This window comes from Methylosinus sp. (genome assembly GCF_036560965.1).
Lineage (GTDB): Bacteria > Pseudomonadota > Alphaproteobacteria > Rhizobiales > Beijerinckiaceae > Methylosinus.
This window is the reverse complement of the sequence record NZ_DATBQF010000069.1, coordinates 116,932-132,478: the sequence shown is the minus strand read 5'-3', so window position 1 is coordinate 132,478 and position 15,547 is coordinate 116,932. Positions and strand designations below refer to the sequence as shown.

General features: G+C 60.9%; 20 protein-coding genes. 3 read left to right on the top strand and 17 right to left on the bottom strand.

What is annotated here, in order from left to right:
- The first annotated feature begins 505 nt into the window (after positions 1–505).
- Positions 506–1,138, top strand: coding sequence for a hypothetical protein (locus tag VIF40_RS18330; RefSeq protein WP_331938956.1), 633 nt, complete (start codon positions 506–508; stop codon positions 1,136–1,138).
- A 144-nt stretch (positions 1,139–1,282) separates the two neighbouring features.
- Here the strand turns inward: VIF40_RS18330 and VIF40_RS18325 are convergent, their stop codons facing one another.
- The 5 genes from VIF40_RS18325 to VIF40_RS18305 form a co-directional block, all read right to left on the bottom strand.
- Positions 1,283–1,594, bottom strand: a complete 312-nt coding sequence (locus tag VIF40_RS18325; protein WP_331938955.1) for a hypothetical protein — start codon at positions 1,592–1,594, stop codon at positions 1,283–1,285.
- Complete coding sequence (locus VIF40_RS18320; protein WP_331938954.1) at positions 1,584–1,787, bottom strand: hypothetical protein; 204 nt, start codon at positions 1,785–1,787, stop codon at positions 1,584–1,586. Before VIF40_RS18320 ends, VIF40_RS18325 begins: the two co-directional genes overlap by 11 nt.
- Before the next feature lie 455 nt (positions 1,788–2,242).
- The gene (locus VIF40_RS18315; protein ID WP_331938953.1) at positions 2,243–2,755 is read right to left on the bottom strand and encodes an SMI1/KNR4 family protein; all 513 of its coding nucleotides are present in this window, start codon (positions 2,753–2,755) and stop codon (positions 2,243–2,245) included.
- A 130-nt stretch (positions 2,756–2,885) separates the two neighbouring features.
- Positions 2,886–3,650 (bottom strand): alpha/beta hydrolase, encoded by a 765-nt coding sequence (locus tag VIF40_RS18310; protein WP_331938952.1) that lies wholly within the window; start codon positions 3,648–3,650, stop codon positions 2,886–2,888.
- 52 nt (positions 3,651–3,702) lie between these two features.
- Positions 3,703–4,713: a hypothetical protein gene (locus VIF40_RS18305; protein WP_331938951.1), complete on the bottom strand. Its 1,011-nt coding sequence runs from the start codon at positions 4,711–4,713 to the stop codon at positions 3,703–3,705.
- A gap of 463 nt (positions 4,714–5,176) precedes the next feature.
- On the opposite strand from VIF40_RS18305, the gene VIF40_RS18300 reads away from it, so the two are divergent.
- Complete coding sequence (locus VIF40_RS18300) at positions 5,177–5,425, top strand: helix-turn-helix transcriptional regulator (RefSeq protein ID WP_331938950.1); 249 nt, start codon at positions 5,177–5,179, stop codon at positions 5,423–5,425.
- A gap of 74 nt (positions 5,426–5,499) precedes the next feature.
- Here VIF40_RS18300 and VIF40_RS18295 read toward each other — a convergent pair whose 3' ends face one another.
- The 10 genes from VIF40_RS18295 to VIF40_RS18250 form a co-directional block, all read right to left on the bottom strand.
- Positions 5,500–5,718 (bottom strand): hypothetical protein, encoded by a 219-nt coding sequence (locus VIF40_RS18295; RefSeq protein ID WP_331938949.1) that lies wholly within the window; start codon positions 5,716–5,718, stop codon positions 5,500–5,502.
- The gene (locus VIF40_RS18290) at positions 5,715–5,987 is read right to left on the bottom strand and encodes a hypothetical protein (RefSeq protein WP_331938948.1); all 273 of its coding nucleotides are present in this window, start codon (positions 5,985–5,987) and stop codon (positions 5,715–5,717) included. Before VIF40_RS18290 ends, VIF40_RS18295 begins: the two co-directional genes overlap by 4 nt.
- Before the next feature lie 45 nt (positions 5,988–6,032).
- Entirely contained in the window at positions 6,033–6,212 is a 180-nt protein-coding gene (locus VIF40_RS18285; RefSeq protein WP_331938947.1) for a hypothetical protein, read from the bottom strand.
- A gap of 7 nt (positions 6,213–6,219) precedes the next feature.
- A complete protein-coding gene (locus VIF40_RS18280) occupies positions 6,220–6,648 on the bottom strand; it encodes a hypothetical protein (RefSeq protein ID WP_331938946.1) in 429 nt (142 codons plus the stop codon).
- A 152-nt stretch (positions 6,649–6,800) separates the two neighbouring features.
- Positions 6,801–6,944, bottom strand: coding sequence for a hypothetical protein (locus VIF40_RS18275; protein WP_331938945.1), 144 nt, complete (start codon positions 6,942–6,944; stop codon positions 6,801–6,803).
- A gap of 4 nt (positions 6,945–6,948) precedes the next feature.
- The gene (locus VIF40_RS18270) at positions 6,949–7,932 is read right to left on the bottom strand and encodes an N-acetylmuramidase family protein (protein ID WP_331938944.1); all 984 of its coding nucleotides are present in this window, start codon (positions 7,930–7,932) and stop codon (positions 6,949–6,951) included.
- A gap of 59 nt (positions 7,933–7,991) precedes the next feature.
- Positions 7,992–8,177: a hypothetical protein gene (locus VIF40_RS18265; RefSeq protein ID WP_331938943.1), complete on the bottom strand. Its 186-nt coding sequence runs from the start codon at positions 8,175–8,177 to the stop codon at positions 7,992–7,994.
- 15 nt (positions 8,178–8,192) lie between these two features.
- A complete protein-coding gene (locus VIF40_RS18260; RefSeq protein WP_331938942.1) occupies positions 8,193–8,540 on the bottom strand; it encodes a hypothetical protein in 348 nt (115 codons plus the stop codon).
- A gap of 262 nt (positions 8,541–8,802) precedes the next feature.
- Positions 8,803–9,240: a hypothetical protein gene (locus VIF40_RS18255; protein ID WP_331938941.1), complete on the bottom strand. Its 438-nt coding sequence runs from the start codon at positions 9,238–9,240 to the stop codon at positions 8,803–8,805.
- Positions 9,241–9,272: 32 nt separating this feature from the next.
- On the bottom strand, positions 9,273–9,509 hold the full coding sequence (locus tag VIF40_RS18250; RefSeq protein ID WP_331938940.1) for a hypothetical protein: 237 nt from the start codon (positions 9,507–9,509) through the stop codon (positions 9,273–9,275).
- 138 nt (positions 9,510–9,647) lie between these two features.
- Here VIF40_RS18250 and VIF40_RS18245 point away from each other — a divergent pair, with 138 nt between their 5' ends.
- Positions 9,648–9,815: a hypothetical protein gene (locus tag VIF40_RS18245; RefSeq protein ID WP_331938939.1), complete on the top strand. Its 168-nt coding sequence runs from the start codon at positions 9,648–9,650 to the stop codon at positions 9,813–9,815.
- Positions 9,816–9,818: 3 nt separating this feature from the next.
- On the opposite strand, the gene VIF40_RS18240 is transcribed toward VIF40_RS18245, so the two are convergent.
- Positions 9,819–12,467 carry a DUF2793 domain-containing protein gene (locus tag VIF40_RS18240; RefSeq protein WP_331938938.1) on the bottom strand — a complete coding sequence of 883 codons (2,649 nt, stop codon included), beginning with the start codon at positions 12,465–12,467 and terminating at the stop codon, positions 9,819–9,821.
- A gap of 61 nt (positions 12,468–12,528) precedes the next feature.
- Complete coding sequence (gene gpJ, locus VIF40_RS18235) at positions 12,529–15,546, bottom strand: TipJ family phage tail tip protein (protein ID WP_331938937.1); 3,018 nt, start codon at positions 15,544–15,546, stop codon at positions 12,529–12,531.
- Position 15,547 lies beyond the last annotated feature (1 nt).

Genomic DNA, 15,547 nt, shown 5'->3' with positions numbered 1-15,547 from the left:
AAAGCTGCTGGAATTCGGGGAGCGATTTCGGAAACGCCAGCCCCGCGCGGTCGAGAACGTCCATCGCCGCAACGCCTCATTCGATCGAAGACCACCGCCGAACTACATCTAGTGGGTGTATGCGTCAACCGGATAGGCACGGTTTGTTGGAATAGCTGGTGACGACGTCGAAGGACCCCGCGGCGATCGGTTGCGCCTTGTAGGCGCAGCCCCCGAGGCTCGACGCGACAACCATAACGACAAGAAACTTACGCATGAATGCCCCCAAGGCCCAGCTAAAACGCAACTGTTGGTAGCTTTGGGTTCGGGGAGGAGTCAATCCATAGGTGGGCGATGTAGTCGCTTCGAAAGCGCCCGTTCACACGGGAGGGGTCACGGGTTCAATTCCGGAATTGCTCCTCACACTTGGCACGACGCCTGCCAATCGCGTCGTGCAATTGCGACGCTGAATCGTTAATCTCAGAGCGAGTTCCGATAAATTCATCACCGATCGAGTTGGATCGCCATGTTCTCACTACTCTTAGATCATCTGCCCGAGAGCGAGCGAGATGAAGCGTTCGCGTTACAACGAAATGTTGCCTCACTTACCGGCATTTACGATAGTTTTGAGGCGGCCGTTACGCTTTTCGAGGACTGCAGCGGTCCTCCACCGCGGCTGGATGGGGACGAAAGCCGCATAGATATGAAAAAACATAATCTACACAAAAATTGGAGGTTTATCGCGGCTAAATCTGGCGCTATGTCTATTTATGAGTTTTATCAAATAATTCATTCAATAAACAAATCTATCAAGAAATGCCCAACATTGGCGCCATTGGTGGATATAAATGAAAGAAAAAAATCGGCGAAGTTATTCGATGATGCTTTTCCAAAATTTGGAGGAATCAGGAATTCTTTGGCGCATGGTGCGGAGGCGACTAGCGATAATGAGAAGATTTTGCGGCACGCATTGATGCCATTTGGGGGCGAATTGACGATCTTAATGAATAGTGCAATAATAGGAAATGAGTTCTGTATTACCGTGGACGGGACGATTTTGGGTTATTTAGTGAGTCGCGAATCTGTCGATAAACTCAAAGCAGCGCTGGATGCTCTCCTTAAAGCACTTCAACCCTTGCAGAATTTTCGACGGAAATAGCAGCTTTCCGGTTGCCTAAGCGACCGGTCAGGCGACGAGAAGCAGTGCGGGAACCTTCGCGCCGGATGATTGGGTGCTCAAAGAGCCGGGGCGGAGTTACAGGCGCATTTATCGGCAGCGCCGCCGGCCTCTGCGGCGTCGCCGTCAATTGCGACCTTCGACGTCGGCGCGCGTCTGTTCCTCTTCCAGGAGCGATAGTCGGGCCATTTGCAAGAAATATTCGACCATAGGGTCAGACTGCTTGGCCTCGACGATCAGATAGTCGATCAGGCTCAACATTGCCGATACGCGATCGAATTCGGCGACCGCCGACTGTTTCGGGCATTCCTTGGGGGTTTTTCGAATCATGTGTCTCCGCCTGGCACTGATCCCGTATTTGCGCGGAGCGGACCAGGGTCCGGGGGAGACCGCAACGAAAAATTCAATGATTGCGAAAAATTCCCTTTCAATGACCATGCTTGCGCCGCCACTCCGCAAATTGCTTCTCGATCCAGTCGCTGTGCTGTGGGTAGCGAGTGACGAGGTCTGCTATAACCTTCTCAACGCCCTTCACGGCGACGTCCCAAGAGGTTTTTTCGTCCTCGAGGAGCCGATCGGTGTTCTCGATTGTTCGCGCGACGAGGCGCGCGAGGTCTAGATCGACCGACATGTCGATACCTCGTTCGACGCCAATCATTGGCGCGCGGGACCCATATCAACGAACGGTTGCAGGCCGCTTAAATCGATCGCTCAAATTTCGTTAACGCAGAAAAAAGCCCCGCCGGAGGAATCGGCGTGGCTTTCTCAATTGCTCGAGACGTGAGGGCCGTCATGCGATGCGGCCGAGGTCCCGCGCCTTGTCGTCACATCGGCCGATGGAATGGCTGCGCTGGCGGCGCGCCGGACGGCCGAGGCGCGCGGGAGGAGGTCCGGCGACGCCAGCCGGAGGATGTCCGGGCGCGGATTGTGCGGGGAAGTTCGAACCGTGCCGATTCGGTTAACGCAGACACTCACCACAGATAGAGCGGTCGGAGCGCTGCGCCGCCACCGACCGAGCGACCGGACGTGACCCGAAGGAGACGTTCGCGGAAGCGGTCCTGCTTTAGCGGGCGTTGAGACGATCGCTCATAGTGGTATCGCCAGCTTGGCGAAGAGGTCCGGGAAGTCCTTGGCCACAGGTATCGCATAGCGGCGCTCCATCCCGATGAAGGGGATGCGGACTATGGGCATCGCTGCCGATTGGATGTCGAAGCCGTAACCCTCACCGCCGCCATTAGAACCAAACAGGAGGATGTCGGGGGCGTATTTTTCGACCTCATATCCACGATTGAACTCGGCAAGCTCCTCGGCTTTCCAGAAGATGATATAGTTGCCGCCGATAAATCCTTCGCCGCCATTATGCTGGCGGAGGAAATCAAGATAATCGCTCGGAAGCGCTACGCGTAAACTGGCAGAAAGACCGTCGATTACGCCGACATCGGCCGGCGCGTCGAGCTGCCCTTCTGTCAGATTGTATGTCATTAGTTCCGTCTGTTCGTTGCGCCGCTTGAGTCCGAGATCTCTCTGCAACTGGCTCCACCAATGCGTAACCTGTCGCATGTGCGGGTCATTCATGCACGTCGACTTGCTGTCCAACAAGTCCTCGCTCCCTGCGGATCGTTATGGAACGTTGGGCCAATGACCGCTCATGGCGCCCCTTGGCCGTTCGGGACCGCGAGCGAGGAACTATGACCCGTTGCGGTCGTTGATGCTTTCCGAAAGCAGCCCTTCAGCGGCGGCCGTCAGCGATGCAGCTCTGCTGCATTCGCGGGGTCTCGTTCCTCGTAGAAGGCAGCGCCCATCGCAGCGCATCTGGCAGAGTAAGGCCCCACGCTGCGAAATCGTGACCTCCATCGAATTCGACATAACGAGGTCGGTAGCCGTGTCGCAGCAATGCGTCTCGAAATCTCTTCACCGCGTCGATCTGGGAGACTGCTTGCAAAACATCCTCTTTGTGCAGAACGTTTTCCTGCGTCTCTTGAAGACCCACATCCAGGTAAAATTCTGTTTTTGGCTTGGGATCCAGTTTCTCGAAATAATCGATAATCCAACAATCGTTTGACCAGAATGAGCCCGACTGGGCGATCACCTTCGTGAATCGAGACGGATTCATCATAGAGACATAAGCCGCGGCCAAACCGGTATAGCTAAGACCCGAGATCACGCGCTCCTTGGCTTCGTGCGCGCTGGGATAGGCTCTCTCCAGCCACGGGAATAATTCTTCTTCTATGAACTGAGCGAACGGAGGATAGCAGGGGCACTCCACCCACCTGGATGCTGCGCTCTCCATTGAGACAAAGACAAAAAGCGAACTATCAATGTCACCCTTGGAATTTAGGGCCTCGATGATCGATGTCGCGCCAACACGGTCTCGGTAAAGCTCCGCATCCAGAAACACCGTCACGTTCGTGGCCTTATGCTCCGGCTCGCGCACCCATACCACCCGCTCATTCGCAAGGTGGATGCTCTTTATAGTATGCTCTGTTTCTTTCACTGCACGACCCGACCATTAAAATCCGGGATTGCGGCAAACTGGCAAATATACGCTACCAGAGTTGGCGATCGGATTCATCGTGAATTACGGTTGCTTCGGCCTCTTGATAGCTCTTGTTCATGGCATGTGTTTCAACGAATGTCATGAATAGCTTATCAACTGAGAATGTTCTTTTGACGAGATAGGAGTGTCTTACAGCTCCATCGGAACTGAATGATGCGAACGCTTCCGCGACCTGCTTCGAAAACGTCCATGACGAAAAGAACTTTTCAATGTCGCCCCTCCAAGGACCTTCAGCCGACATTCCTCTGAAGAGCACGACTTCCCGTCGTCCGAGCGAGCGGAATGCCGCTCGGACGAAACTTAGCCGGCTGGATAAATATAGTCTGCGGAGGTCTTTCCTGCCAAGACCTTCGAAGAGGCTTTCCGTTCGGATAGCTTTGCCGGAGAAATTCTTTAATCCCATCTCAGCGAGCACAATCTGCATTCCTTTAATCCATTCGCCGGAAGACGGATTCAAGACGTAGGTCTCGGCAGTTAATCTTTCCTGCTCCGCCACGCCTTTCATGTCCAAATATCTTTGTAGCGCGGCAGCAATCTCAGGCGAATGGACGGGAGCTGTCGGGTCGAATTGGCTTTCAGGGACGATCTGCAATTCCGATGAAAGCCATTTTTGGATCTCGATCGACTCTTTCTCCAAACACTGATTTGTATCTTCACAGTTATTGATCGATGCCTCGACCACCAATGGATGTTGGAATTTATCGATCGTCGCTTGAAACTCATTCACTGTCGATGCAGGCTCCTCTCGGCTTCCTATTTCAAATTGAAATTTTGATACGTCTTCGAACGGAACGTCCCAATATTTACCACTGTCTTCAAAATCATTGATGCGCCAACGGAACATGCCACTATCATTGAAAATAGTTTCTATAAAACCGGGAGTTCGTCTCCGATCTTTGAGGCGGCAGGCGTTTCCGGCGACCAAGAATTTTACAGCGCCCGCGATGAACTCATGATCCGGCCGCCGATTTTCGTTGAACTGGTGGACGCTTGTTGTCAAAGGGGCTTCCCATTTGAATTTGAGTGCGGCCCTCGTCTCCCCCTTTGACTGCGGCGGGGTGCGAATCGAGTTGCGCAGTTTACCCCTGCCCACAGACCGGGTGAAACTCTCAATAAGGAACCTTGCCGGAAGGACCGCTTATGGCGCGTTGCTGCCGCGGGAGGAGGTCGAGCGGCGACAGCCGGAACATGTGCGCGTGGATCGGTGGAAAAGTCGCGATTAAAATACGAAAAAACTGCGTGTCACTATTGCGTGACACGCAGTTTTTTCGTATAAAAAGGCGTCGGGCAATTCTGCTCGGCGACTTGGAGTGTGACAATGAGCATCAAGCTCACGGTGACACTCCGGTGGGGGAAATGGAGACTAGCCCTCTCCATTTCCTTCTAAACCGGAGGGGGCGGGGTGGGGCGAAAGCCTCATCCCGCTTCCGAAGGGGAAGATACGCTGGCCTCGGGGAAAATCAATGACGAATGAGGAGCTCGTCGCGCTGCGAAAACGCCTCGGATTGACACAGGCGGAGATGGCGAATCGGATGGGCCTCGGTCATCGGGCCTATCAGACGCTCGAAGCCGGCGAATCGCTGCGCGGGTTGCACGTCGCCGCCGCCGAGAGGGTCGCGCTGACGGTCGCCGTCGAGCGCGGCGACCCTATGCTCGCGCCGGTCGAGGTCAGACGGGAGGCGCTGGCGCTGGCTCGAATGGTGACGGGCTGACCGAAAGGCAAAAACTCCGCCGGCGCGGGGCCAGCGGGGATTGTCGGGTAAGCTGGGTTGCCTGCCAGCATCTATCAGGTCACCCCGCCCAGGTCGCGCACATCGCCGCCATGTAGGCCGACCTCAGACCCGGACGGCTCGGCCGCCTCGAGAAATGCCTCGTCCCGCGCTGCCGCAGTTGCTTGGCGCGCGGCGACGATTCTCGCGCGCAGGACCGGGCCCGGGTCATGGTCGAGCAGGGCGTCGAGCCGGTCTTTGATCCGGGCCAGCTCGGCGGCGAGGGGGTCGGTCATCGCGGCGCCACGCGCGGGCTCTCGAGTAGGGTGAGCCTACGATCGAGACCGTCCATGCGTGCTTCGCCCTTGGCGAGCTGGGCCAGGATCGTCGTCTGCTTTTCGAGCTCCTCGTCGGTTCGATCGAGCCGCCGATGGACAGCCGCGATTTCGTCTTTCGTCGCCTGCAGCCCGGCTCGCATCTGGGCGAGCGCATAGAGGCCACCGCCGGCGATGACGATCGCCTGCATGATATCGCTCAGCCTCACCGTCGCATCGAACTCGACCATCTCCGTTGTCCTTCCACAATCGAGCCGGTACCGGCTCCGCCTCGCCTAATCCTTTGCGCCGAACCGCGCCCTCACATCGGTGTAGAAATCGCGATCGGCGCTCAGCCGTCGATTGGCCTCGGCATGATCGGCCCGTTCCGCGGCGAGCGACGCCTTGGCGCCGTCGCCGGCGCGCAGCGGGCGCATCGGCACCTGCTCGCCGAAGCCCATCGGCGAGACCGGCAATGCGCGCCTACCGGCCGAGCTGTTGCAACCGCCGAGCATCATCGCGAGAGAGAGCGCAGTCGCCGCGCTTCGCCAGAACCGTCTCATAGGTCCTCACCTTCTGTTCGTCGGCGGCGTGCAGCCGCTCGGCGGTTTCGGATCGTCGTTTCGCGCTCTCGGCTACCTCGGCCGCTGCGCGAATATCCTCGCGCAGCGCATTGGCCTCGGCGCGCAGCTCGGCCGTGCGGTCCTGTCGGGCCCGCAGGCTGTAGCCGCCGTCGAAACAGCCGAGGCCGATCGCCGCCGCAAAGCAGGCTTTGGCGATTGGCGCACCGGCGACGGGGACATAAGCGCGCGCAGCGAGCCCGCCCGCGGCGCAAAGCAGAGCCAACGCGGCGAAGCGATGATCGGCAACGAAAGTCAGAACGCCGCCGACCGCAGAGAATATTTCGAACATGGGATACTCCTTGCTCGCGAGCGACAATTATCGCTGGCGGCGAGCGTCTCGCCTCGGCGCACACGCCCGCTCGACGATGCAGAATGCCGCCGTCACGATGACGATCATCATGATCGCCACAGGGGCGAGGATGCGGCCGAATGCGTCGCGGATCACAACAGTTGCCCGAGCAGCGCGCTCACAGCCGAGCACGCTGCGACCGCCGCGGAGATCATGAAGGCGACAACGACGATCGTCGTGGCGACGATGACGATGGCGGCGCCGGTCTTACCGACGAGCGCATGGAGCTCCGGCATGGCCTCACCTCCCCACATTGAGGCCGGAGACCGCATCGTCGACGCGGGCGGCCTTGACGAGCCCGGCGCCGCGCCACGCGCGCCAGACGAAATAAGCGGCGACAGCGGAGAGGCCGACGACGGCGAGCAGGGGCCAATACGTGCGCAGCGCCTCGAGCGTCGAGACGCCGCTCTGGACGGCCGTCGCCGCCTCTTGCGCTTGATCGGCGAGGTCTTTGACCTGGGACAGCGCGGCCGTCGCGCCGCCGATCGACGCGACCGCGCCGACGACGCCCTGTTGCGCCTGGTCGGCGCCGGCGATCGTGCGCGAGCCGGCGGCGCGCAGCTCCTTCGTGGTGATCTCGTCGCGCGGCACGGCGGCGACCTCCGCCCATTTCTTGTAAGCCTTGGCGAGCGCGCCAGCATATTTCTCGACCTGCCCGGGGCCGTTGTAGCCGCGCGCGAAGTCCTTCCAATCCTTGCGGCGCAGCTCGTCGTCGAGACGTCTGTGCTTGATGAACCCGATCATGTGGCCGAGTTGAGCCGCTTCGCTCTCACGCGCGGCGCGGAACATCTCGACCGCGCTCGAATGCCCAGCGGCCTCGAAATTTTCGCCGAGAACCTGCCCCATGCCGATCGACACCGCGCGATAGGCAGACTCTTCATCGATCGCGATGGCGCGGGCGAGGCGATCGTAATTGCCATCGCTGGTCTTCGGATAGGGCTTTGCGCCCCACTTCGGATAGGAAAGACCGGCGTCGATTGCGCGCTCGAGCCGCGAACCGGGGCCGTTGACTTGCCCCTTGGCGCGCATATCCCTCACGAGCTGCCGATGGAACACATGCGGCTCGAACAGAATGATCGGGCGCTTCTTCGCGTCGAACCCCGCGCCTCGGCTTTCGACGGCGAGCACGGCGCGCAGCGCGGCGACCTCGCATTGCAGAGAATCCGCAGCGGCCTCGATATCGGCGACAGTGATGCGGCGGGCAGCGCCGGAGAACTCGGTCATGTTTTACCTCTTTTGAATTTTGAAAATGCGCGTCTCACGCGCGGGGCGGGCAGGTCGGATTATCCGCACGCCTTGCCGAGCGTGCGGTTTTCGGTCTCGCGGTCGATATGAGCGCGGATGACGCCCATCACGTCGGCGCGCGTGAGCGGCCAGCTCGTATGCGCGAGCTGCCAGATGATCAGGCGCGGATCATCCTCGGCTTTCCACCGCGCGATGATCCATTCTCCGACCTCGCACGGCGTCATATGCGCGCTCCCGTCTCAAATCGGCTGGCGATAGGCGAGGATGCGGCGCGGCGAGTAGACGCCATAGCCGACCCTCCCGCCGTGATTGCCTGATAGGATCAGCGGCCCGCGCCGCGTGAAGGCGACGACGACGCCGATATGATGGGTCATCACCGCAACCGCGCCGACGCGCGGCGCGCTCGCAATGCCGATGTGCAGCCCGTCGATCGCGCGATTGGAGCGCGGGGCCTCATAGCCGGCGCGCGCGAGCCACACGCGTAAAGACGCCATGCACCAGGGCGCATGCAGCCCCGTGAAATTGTGCGAGCCGACATAGCGCTGCGCCACGGCGATGAGCGGCGTCGCAGCGCCATCGAGCAACACGGGCGCGGCGCGGGTTCGGCGCCAGCCGACGCTCGGAGGATGTAGGCGCGCCTCTCGCTGTGGAGCAAAGAGCGCCGCGAAGAAATCCCCAAGCGGGTCCGCCACGGCCGGCGGCGAGAGGAGGGCGAGCGCGCACGCCAGCGCGCCCGCAAAAGCGAGGCGTCGATAGATCATCGGTCCTATGGGGTTGTCCGGAGCTATGAAGCGGCGCCGGGGATGCGCTCAGATGCCGCTAGGCCCGAAATGGGCGAGCGGGCCAGCCTTACGGCGCGCTCACGATCGTGATGACGCGATCGGCCCCTTGATTGACGGGAGACGCCGCAGTCCCGGAGCGCAGCTTGATGAACCGAATATCCTTCCACAGCGCGAAATTCGAATTGGCGATGTAGAGCCCCGCCGCGACCGTCCAGGACGCCTCGGCGCCGCCCGTGGCGTCATAGAGCGGATAATAGGTCGCGCCGTCTGCGCTGACCGCGAAGGTGAGCGCCGCCGCCGTCCAGGCCGCCGGCATGATGATGGCGGAAAGGCGCATCGCTTTGAGATCGACAGCGGCGGACAGCGCCGCCCCGTTGAGGATTGTCGCCAGCGCCGTGGCGGGCGGCGTGTTCGCGCTCGTCACCCGCTCGGCCATGTAGCCGTCACTCGTATCGACGAGCAACTTCAATTGCGTATTCAGCACGCCATAGGGTTGGTCGGCCATTGCATTTTCCCCGAGGTTCCGAGCCGCGCCGCTCAGGCGGCGAGCGCGAGCGCGATCAGTCCGAGCGCGAGCGGCGCGCCGATGAGATGGCCGAGAGCGCCGGACCCGCGCTCCGGCCGGCGCTGCGGATCGCCCCAGCGCCAGCCCGGAAGCGGCGCGGGAGGCGTGAGGCTGTCGAGATAGAGGATGACGCCGAGCGCGGCTGCGACGGCGAGACTGAGGCCGCCGAGCGCGGCATAGGGGATTTCGACGCCGAGGATGTCGAGCATCTGGAGCCGCTCCTCTCTGCTTTACGGTGGGAGATACGTATTGACCGATGGGGGCCGCGGCCGGAGAGTCGCGTCGCTCTCTCAGCTTGTCTCAGGCCGGCGGAGAGCGCTGTTTGCGTATCCCGAAGGAGGCCCCAAATGCTGGAGCAGATTCACGAGGTCACCCGCGAAAGCATCGAACCGCATATCGTCGAGTATGCCGCCTGTGCGGTGATCTTCCTCGCGCTGCACGCTTTTTTGCGATACGCCGAGAGCTACGCAGCGTTGGTCCGGACCGAGGAAATGGATCCGGACGATTTGTTGTGACGGTCAGATTCCGTTGAGCACGGGGCGCGCGATCCCTTCCATGATGACATAGCCTGCGTTCGACGGATGGACCGCATCGGCCCAAAGGGTCGGATATAGCGTCCGCGAATTGTCGGGCCCCATCTGCAAATCGGCGGCGAAGTCGATCAAGACCGCGTTCCCGTAGGCGGCCGTGTTCGTGCGCATGTCCGTATTGACGGCGTTGCGGATCACATTGAACGCGGTCAGGCCATCGCCGGGCAGCAATGTGCAAATGACCGGAATCCATCCGAGCGCTCTTTGCGCGACGCAATGAGCTTTCAGCGCTGCGACGAAAGTGGGAGCGTCAGGATAGGCCGGATCGACGTTCGTTCCGATCGGGATCACATAGATGAATTTCCGACCGGCTCTATTCGTCGGAATGCCTTTATTGATCTGAACCGAGCGCGTGACCGCATGGTTGAATTGCGATCCGAAGAATGACCAGACCGAGCCCCACACCGCCGGATTGTCGTGTGATGCATAGAGGAAAGGCCATGTCGTCGCGCCGTTGCCGCCGCTGATCGAATCTCCATTGACCACCATGACGCGGTCAACCGTCTGGTCGAGCATCTGGCCATTCACCAGGGCGTGATACTTTTGCACCCAAAACGATTTCTCGATTTCAGCCTGCGAAAGCGCACGATCCCAAAACGCGAGGGCTCCGGAATAGCTCCAATTTCCGGTGCTCATTCCAGAGTTTAGCGCGGTGCAATTAAAGCCGAAATCACGAAGAGAGGGCGTCGTGAATGCCCATTCGTCGTGAAACAACATGAAGTCGTCCACCCAAATCTCGCGCGTCGTCCCGTCATATTTGACCGTGAGGAGATGATAGCCGCGGCCGACCATATCGACGAAATTATCGTATTGGTAAATTCCTGAGTATGGATTTGCCGCGTATGCTCTGTCGATCGCAACCGTTCCGTCGACCCAGCGAGGCAATCCCGCATTGATTTGATCGACCGTGAAAGCAGCGTAGCTCTGCGCCTTCGTCAGGATCGGGTTTGACCCATTGATGATGGCCCCGGGAAGCTTGATGAGCGCTTGAATGGTCCAGGTCGCTGGCGTGATCGCGGTGGGACGCTGAATGATTCCATATTTTCCCGCGAGAGCCAGCTCGCCGGCCGCATAGGCCGTGACGCTGTTGAGCGTGCTGAGGATGAGGTGGTCGCACGGCCGCGACGGCCCGAGATCGGCGGCGCCACGGAACAAGTCGAACGATAGCGCGCCGATCTTCGCAGGCGTCGAGCCATCTATCGCGCATATTCCGAGAGCAAGAGATGTCGAAGAGGCAATCGTGAAAGTATAGGCAGGCCGCGTCCCGATCGTATTGAGCCACGTATTCGACACCGTGAAAGGTGATGATTTGGTGACGGCGCCATCCTTCGTGAGGCAGAATTGTTGATCGGTCGCATCGTTGCGAATGCAGCTCAAGGCGAGCGTATAAGTGCCCGCCGGAAGCGTAATCGCCGGGTTGCGCTCGATGAATCCTCCAGCCGAGATATTGAGATAAGAGGCTTCCGTTCCGCCATAAGGATCGGTCAGCGCATCATCCGTCGCCGTCGCCAGATATTTGTAGAAGAGCGCGGACGAGAACATGCGGCTAGCCGGCGTCAGGATTCCGGCAGGCGGGGGCGTACGATTGAGGATATTCGGAATATGCGCCACGGGCTCGCTCTGGATGCGATCGAACGGCCACATTCCGATCGCGCCGGGCGGCATGGAGTCGAGAAGCTGCTTGTCGGCCGCGGTAGCTCCCGCCGTGGCGACGAGTGAAGTGACGCTCGCCGAGAGCGCAGTGACGGATGACGAAAGAGCATCGACGGAAGCGCTCAAAATATTGATCTTGACGTTCAGCGCGGTGACGTCGATATCGCCCTTCCACACCCATCCGCCCGATCCATTCGACGCATAGGCGCCGTTGCGATCCGCCTGACCGGCGGTGTCCGGCGTCGTCAACTCGTTCGCGCCCGTGCTCGGATAGGTGTATGTCGTCGGGTTCGTGACCGTCACCGTCACCTGATTTGCGTCATATCCCGCGATCGAAAGACCGCGCACATTGATCTTTTGCCCTGTGGTGAGGCTATGCGCCGCCTGCATGACGATCGTGGCGACATTCGATGCCCTGGCGCGGCTCGCCGTCTTACCGATGACGTCGGACACGACATGCGCTTCGAGATTGGCCGGCGCGCCGGTCACCCCGTTCATTTCGGCGACGGTCGCGAAGAGGAACGCCGCCGTGTCGATAACGGTCCATTTCGACGCCGTCGCGTCCCAAAAATAGTCGGCCTTCTCGTCGATCAAGAATGCGCGATATCCGCTCGACGGCGCGACGAAGCTCCATCCGTCTGCCGTTTTCTCCGCGACATTATTGTCCTTTCCGGCAAATGCGCCGGTCCCGGTCGGCTTGACGATATAGCGATCACCGATCGCCTCGCCGCCGGGAGGCGCGGATAGCGTCTTGGTGATGACGGCGACGACGGCCGAGTTGAACTGGATGAGCGTCCGGAGCTGCGCGGCGGCTGCCGCCGCGCTCACCCGAACAGTCTCCGAGCCCGCGCCGGAGTCCTTATTGCCGATAAAGTCGTCCAGCGTCGTTTTTTCTTGGAGATCAGGTGTGCGAATGCCAGCCATATGTCGCCCTCCAGGCGGTCCAGACTTCAGAGCATTGGTGATTTTTAGGCGGTGGTAAGCGTTAAGCCGTCGTCACATGGACGATGATCGGCGTGCCGCTTTCCTGCCCGCTCGAATTGATGGCGACGGCGCCGAATGAATATTCGGTCGCGGTGACAATCGCCGGTGTCGCGGAATCATAGGGGCTCGACGTGATGACGCCCGAAAACTGCGAGGTCAGATCGGCCCAAGCGGTATAGTGGCCGGTGCGATATTTGATCCGCACGCCGGTACCGACCGGCTGCGCGTCCAGCGCGAATGTATATTCCCATGTCGTCGTATTGAGCTGCGCCACTGCGAAGCTCGTCACATGCATCGGCGTCGGATCGGTCCCGGCGACCGTATGCGTCGTCGTCGCGGAATAGGCCGACGTTCCGCCGGGGCCGATCGCGCGGGCGCGCAGCTCGACAATATCCTGCCCGACGTAGCTGTCGATGATCGTCGACGTCGAGCCCGCGCCGAGCGAGAGCGTCGTCCAGGAGCCCGCGCCCTGCAAACGATGGTCGAGCTCGAAATGATCGACCGTGCCGCCGCCGGCGCCGAAGGCGAGTTGCACGAACAGCAATGACGTCCCGCTCTGCGGAGAGATCGCCGTCGACCACACCGTCGCGATCGTCGGGACAGAGGGCGCGACCGTATCCGCGGGCGCGGTCTCGATATCCTCGCCGACCGCGCCATTCCAACCGGGGACCTCGATGCTGTCGGCGGTCTCGAATATCTGCGGGGCGTAATCGACGAAGGTCAGATTGCGCTCCATCCCGTCGCCGCGCGTGATCTCCTTCACAACCGCATCGATCGCGACCAGGGACGCCGGCCCGAAGATCGCGAGATCGCCCGGCTCGGGCAGAGCGCCGTCATCGTCGAGCAGCAAGGTCATCGACTGGCCCGCGACAGTGACCACCGCGCGCTCCAGCCCCACATCCGGCTCATCCTCGGTCGCCGGCGGGCGGCGGAAGATCACGATATAGATCACGCCGTCTTCCATCTCGACGAAATCGTCCAGCGTCACGACGCTGCCGATCGCGGTCATGACGCGCGCCTGTTTCTGCGCCGCATTGAAGATGTAATGCGAGAGCTGGACGCGATCGAGCCGCTCGGCCGTCAGCACCTCATAGCTCTGCGAGGCGGCATATTCGACACGGCGATATTCGATTTCGAGAAGTCGCTTCGTGCCTTCGATATAGATCGCTGTCGGATCGGTGTAGCCCGGCAGCGACAGCTCCTCGATCTCGATTGGATCGCCGACGAGGCCGGGGCGCGGGACCAGCCGCTCCGCATCCTCGTAATTATTGGTGCGGTCCTTGAACGTGATCCGAAACGCGTCAGGCGGGCGGACGAAGGTTTGCTTGGACGAAAAATTGCGCGAATTGCGCGGGCCGATCCAGGCCGTGACCGGCTTGCCGATCTCATCGATCGCGACCGAGAATTTCCCGGCGCGGCGGATCGGCTTGGCGCGCCCGGCCGCGGCGATATCGGCCAGCACCTCGCTCAGAGGCGAGATGAAATCATGATAGCGATCATAGGTGAGCCCGAGAGCGACGCATCTGCCATGCCAATATTGCAGCCGCTCGAGATCGATCTTCGCATCCGCGACGCGCCGCACGAAGGCGTTGTGCTGGAGCACGTAGCGAAACAGCGAGGCGGGATTGCGCGTCTCGCGCGTAATCCATGTCTGCGTCGCCTGATCCCAATCCGGGCAGACGCAGTAGCCGACGATGCTGAAATCTTCGATCGAGCCGTTGAGCTGTTCGGTCGCCCGCGCGTCGATCGCCGCCTGCGCCAGCGGATACGGAAAATGGACGGGAACCTCGGGCCGAAAGCTGCGGATCGCGGTCCATTGCGAGATCGAGATGATTTTCCATGTATAGGGCGACTGATCGACGCGATCCCAATCGAGGTCGTTTCGTCGCAGCCGAATTTCATAGCGGCCTCGCGTCGGCGGCGTCCAGTCATAGGTTCCGACCAGTGTGCGCTGCTGCATCCCCGAGACCGTCCATGTCCCGAGCGCGGTCCATGTGCCGCTGCTTTCGAGGCGGGCCTCGAGCCCGAAGGTCACGCCCCATGCGCCTTGGGACGATACGGTCGTTTCGCCGACTTGCTGCTCGGAATAGGCGATGAGGCCGCCCGGAAAGGTCACATCGAGTTGGACCTTGCTCGCCGCCGCCGCCGAATATCGGGAATCCGCCCCGAAATTGTCGGCGTGGCCCTGTGTCAGTTCGACGGAAACATTTTCCTCGAGGACCTGCGTCGGATAGATCGTGATCGGAGCGTCGGCCGGATAGCCTTCCCGCAGCTCTAGCGTGATCTCCTTATATTTTTCGAGCGGGGTGGAGCCGATGCGCGGCTCCGAGAGCGTGAGTGGCGCGTAGCCGGCCACATAACGCGAAATCCCATGGTTTTCGCCGTTGACCACCTTGCGATAGGGCAGGGCGATATGCGGCAGCGCGACCCGGATTTGCCCGAGCAGCATCGGAAAGGGCGATTTGTCCGACGGGACCGGATTGCCCCATCCCGAGATCGCATAGGTCGGGCTGTTCGCGGCGCCCGAGTTCGACTGTGTCGGGCGCGTCGGGACGAGCGCGTTAACCAGAAAGCTCGCGCCGGTTGTCAGCGCCAGCGTCGCGCCGGCTTGCAGCGCCCGCAGGCCGAGGCTTCCCGCGGCGAGGCCGGTGAGCTCCGGAGTGAGGTAGAATTGCCCGGCGGCCGTCGCCGCGATCGTCGCCGACAGCAACAGCACCGATCGAAGCAGCGACGGCTTGCCGGGAATGACGCGGATCGTCACCGCTCCCGGCGCCGGCTGGAAGCTCTCCCATTCCTCGATCGGGACGAGGTGGCCGGCGGCAATGACGCGGATCGAGCCCCGTTCGGCGACGAGCAGCTCCGCCGGGATCATCTCCGCGATCATCTGCCCGACCGTGACGCCCTGCGGATAGACGCGCGTCTCGCGACGCTCGTAATCGACCCAGGGCATGGCGATGGCTATGACGCCGGACGGCGCCGGCTCGCCTATGCGCGCGATCGGGTGCGAAGCAGCCTCCATA

Excerpts from the sequence above, each read along its gene's own strand:
- VIF40_RS18265 (WP_331938943.1), bottom strand. The coding sequence starts at position 8,177 with ATGACGCCGTGCGAGGTCGGAGAATGGATCATCGCGCGGTGGAAAGCC.
- VIF40_RS18275 (WP_331938945.1), bottom strand. The coding sequence starts at position 6,944 with ATGCCGGAGCTCCATGCGCTCGTCGGTAAGACCGGCGCCGCCATCGTC.
- VIF40_RS18240 (WP_331938938.1), bottom strand. The coding sequence starts at position 12,467 with ATGGCTGGCATTCGCACACCTGATCTCCAAGAAAAAACGACGCTGGAC.
- VIF40_RS18300 (WP_331938950.1), top strand. The coding sequence starts at position 5,177 with ATGACGAATGAGGAGCTCGTCGCGCTGCGAAAACGCCTCGGATTGACA.
- VIF40_RS18320 (WP_331938954.1), bottom strand. The coding sequence starts at position 1,787 with ATGTCGGTCGATCTAGACCTCGCGCGCCTCGTCGCGCGAACAATCGAG.
- VIF40_RS18270 (WP_331938944.1), bottom strand. The coding sequence starts at position 7,932 with ATGACCGAGTTCTCCGGCGCTGCCCGCCGCATCACTGTCGCCGATATC.
- VIF40_RS18325 (WP_331938955.1), bottom strand. The coding sequence starts at position 1,594 with ATGGTCATTGAAAGGGAATTTTTCGCAATCATTGAATTTTTCGTTGCG.
- VIF40_RS18330 (WP_331938956.1), top strand. The coding sequence starts at position 506 with ATGTTCTCACTACTCTTAGATCATCTGCCCGAGAGCGAGCGAGATGAA.
- VIF40_RS18255 (WP_331938941.1), bottom strand. The coding sequence starts at position 9,240 with ATGGCCGACCAACCCTATGGCGTGCTGAATACGCAATTGAAGTTGCTC.
- VIF40_RS18295 (WP_331938949.1), bottom strand. The coding sequence starts at position 5,718 with ATGACCGACCCCCTCGCCGCCGAGCTGGCCCGGATCAAAGACCGGCTC.
- VIF40_RS18250 (WP_331938940.1), bottom strand. The coding sequence starts at position 9,509 with ATGCTCGACATCCTCGGCGTCGAAATCCCCTATGCCGCGCTCGGCGGC.
- VIF40_RS18245 (WP_331938939.1), top strand. The coding sequence starts at position 9,648 with ATGCTGGAGCAGATTCACGAGGTCACCCGCGAAAGCATCGAACCGCAT.
- gpJ (WP_331938937.1), bottom strand. The coding sequence starts at position 15,546 with ATGGAGGCTGCTTCGCACCCGATCGCGCGCATAGGCGAGCCGGCGCCG.
- VIF40_RS18280 (WP_331938946.1), bottom strand. The coding sequence starts at position 6,648 with ATGTTCGAAATATTCTCTGCGGTCGGCGGCGTTCTGACTTTCGTTGCC.
- VIF40_RS18290 (WP_331938948.1), bottom strand. The coding sequence starts at position 5,987 with ATGGTCGAGTTCGATGCGACGGTGAGGCTGAGCGATATCATGCAGGCG.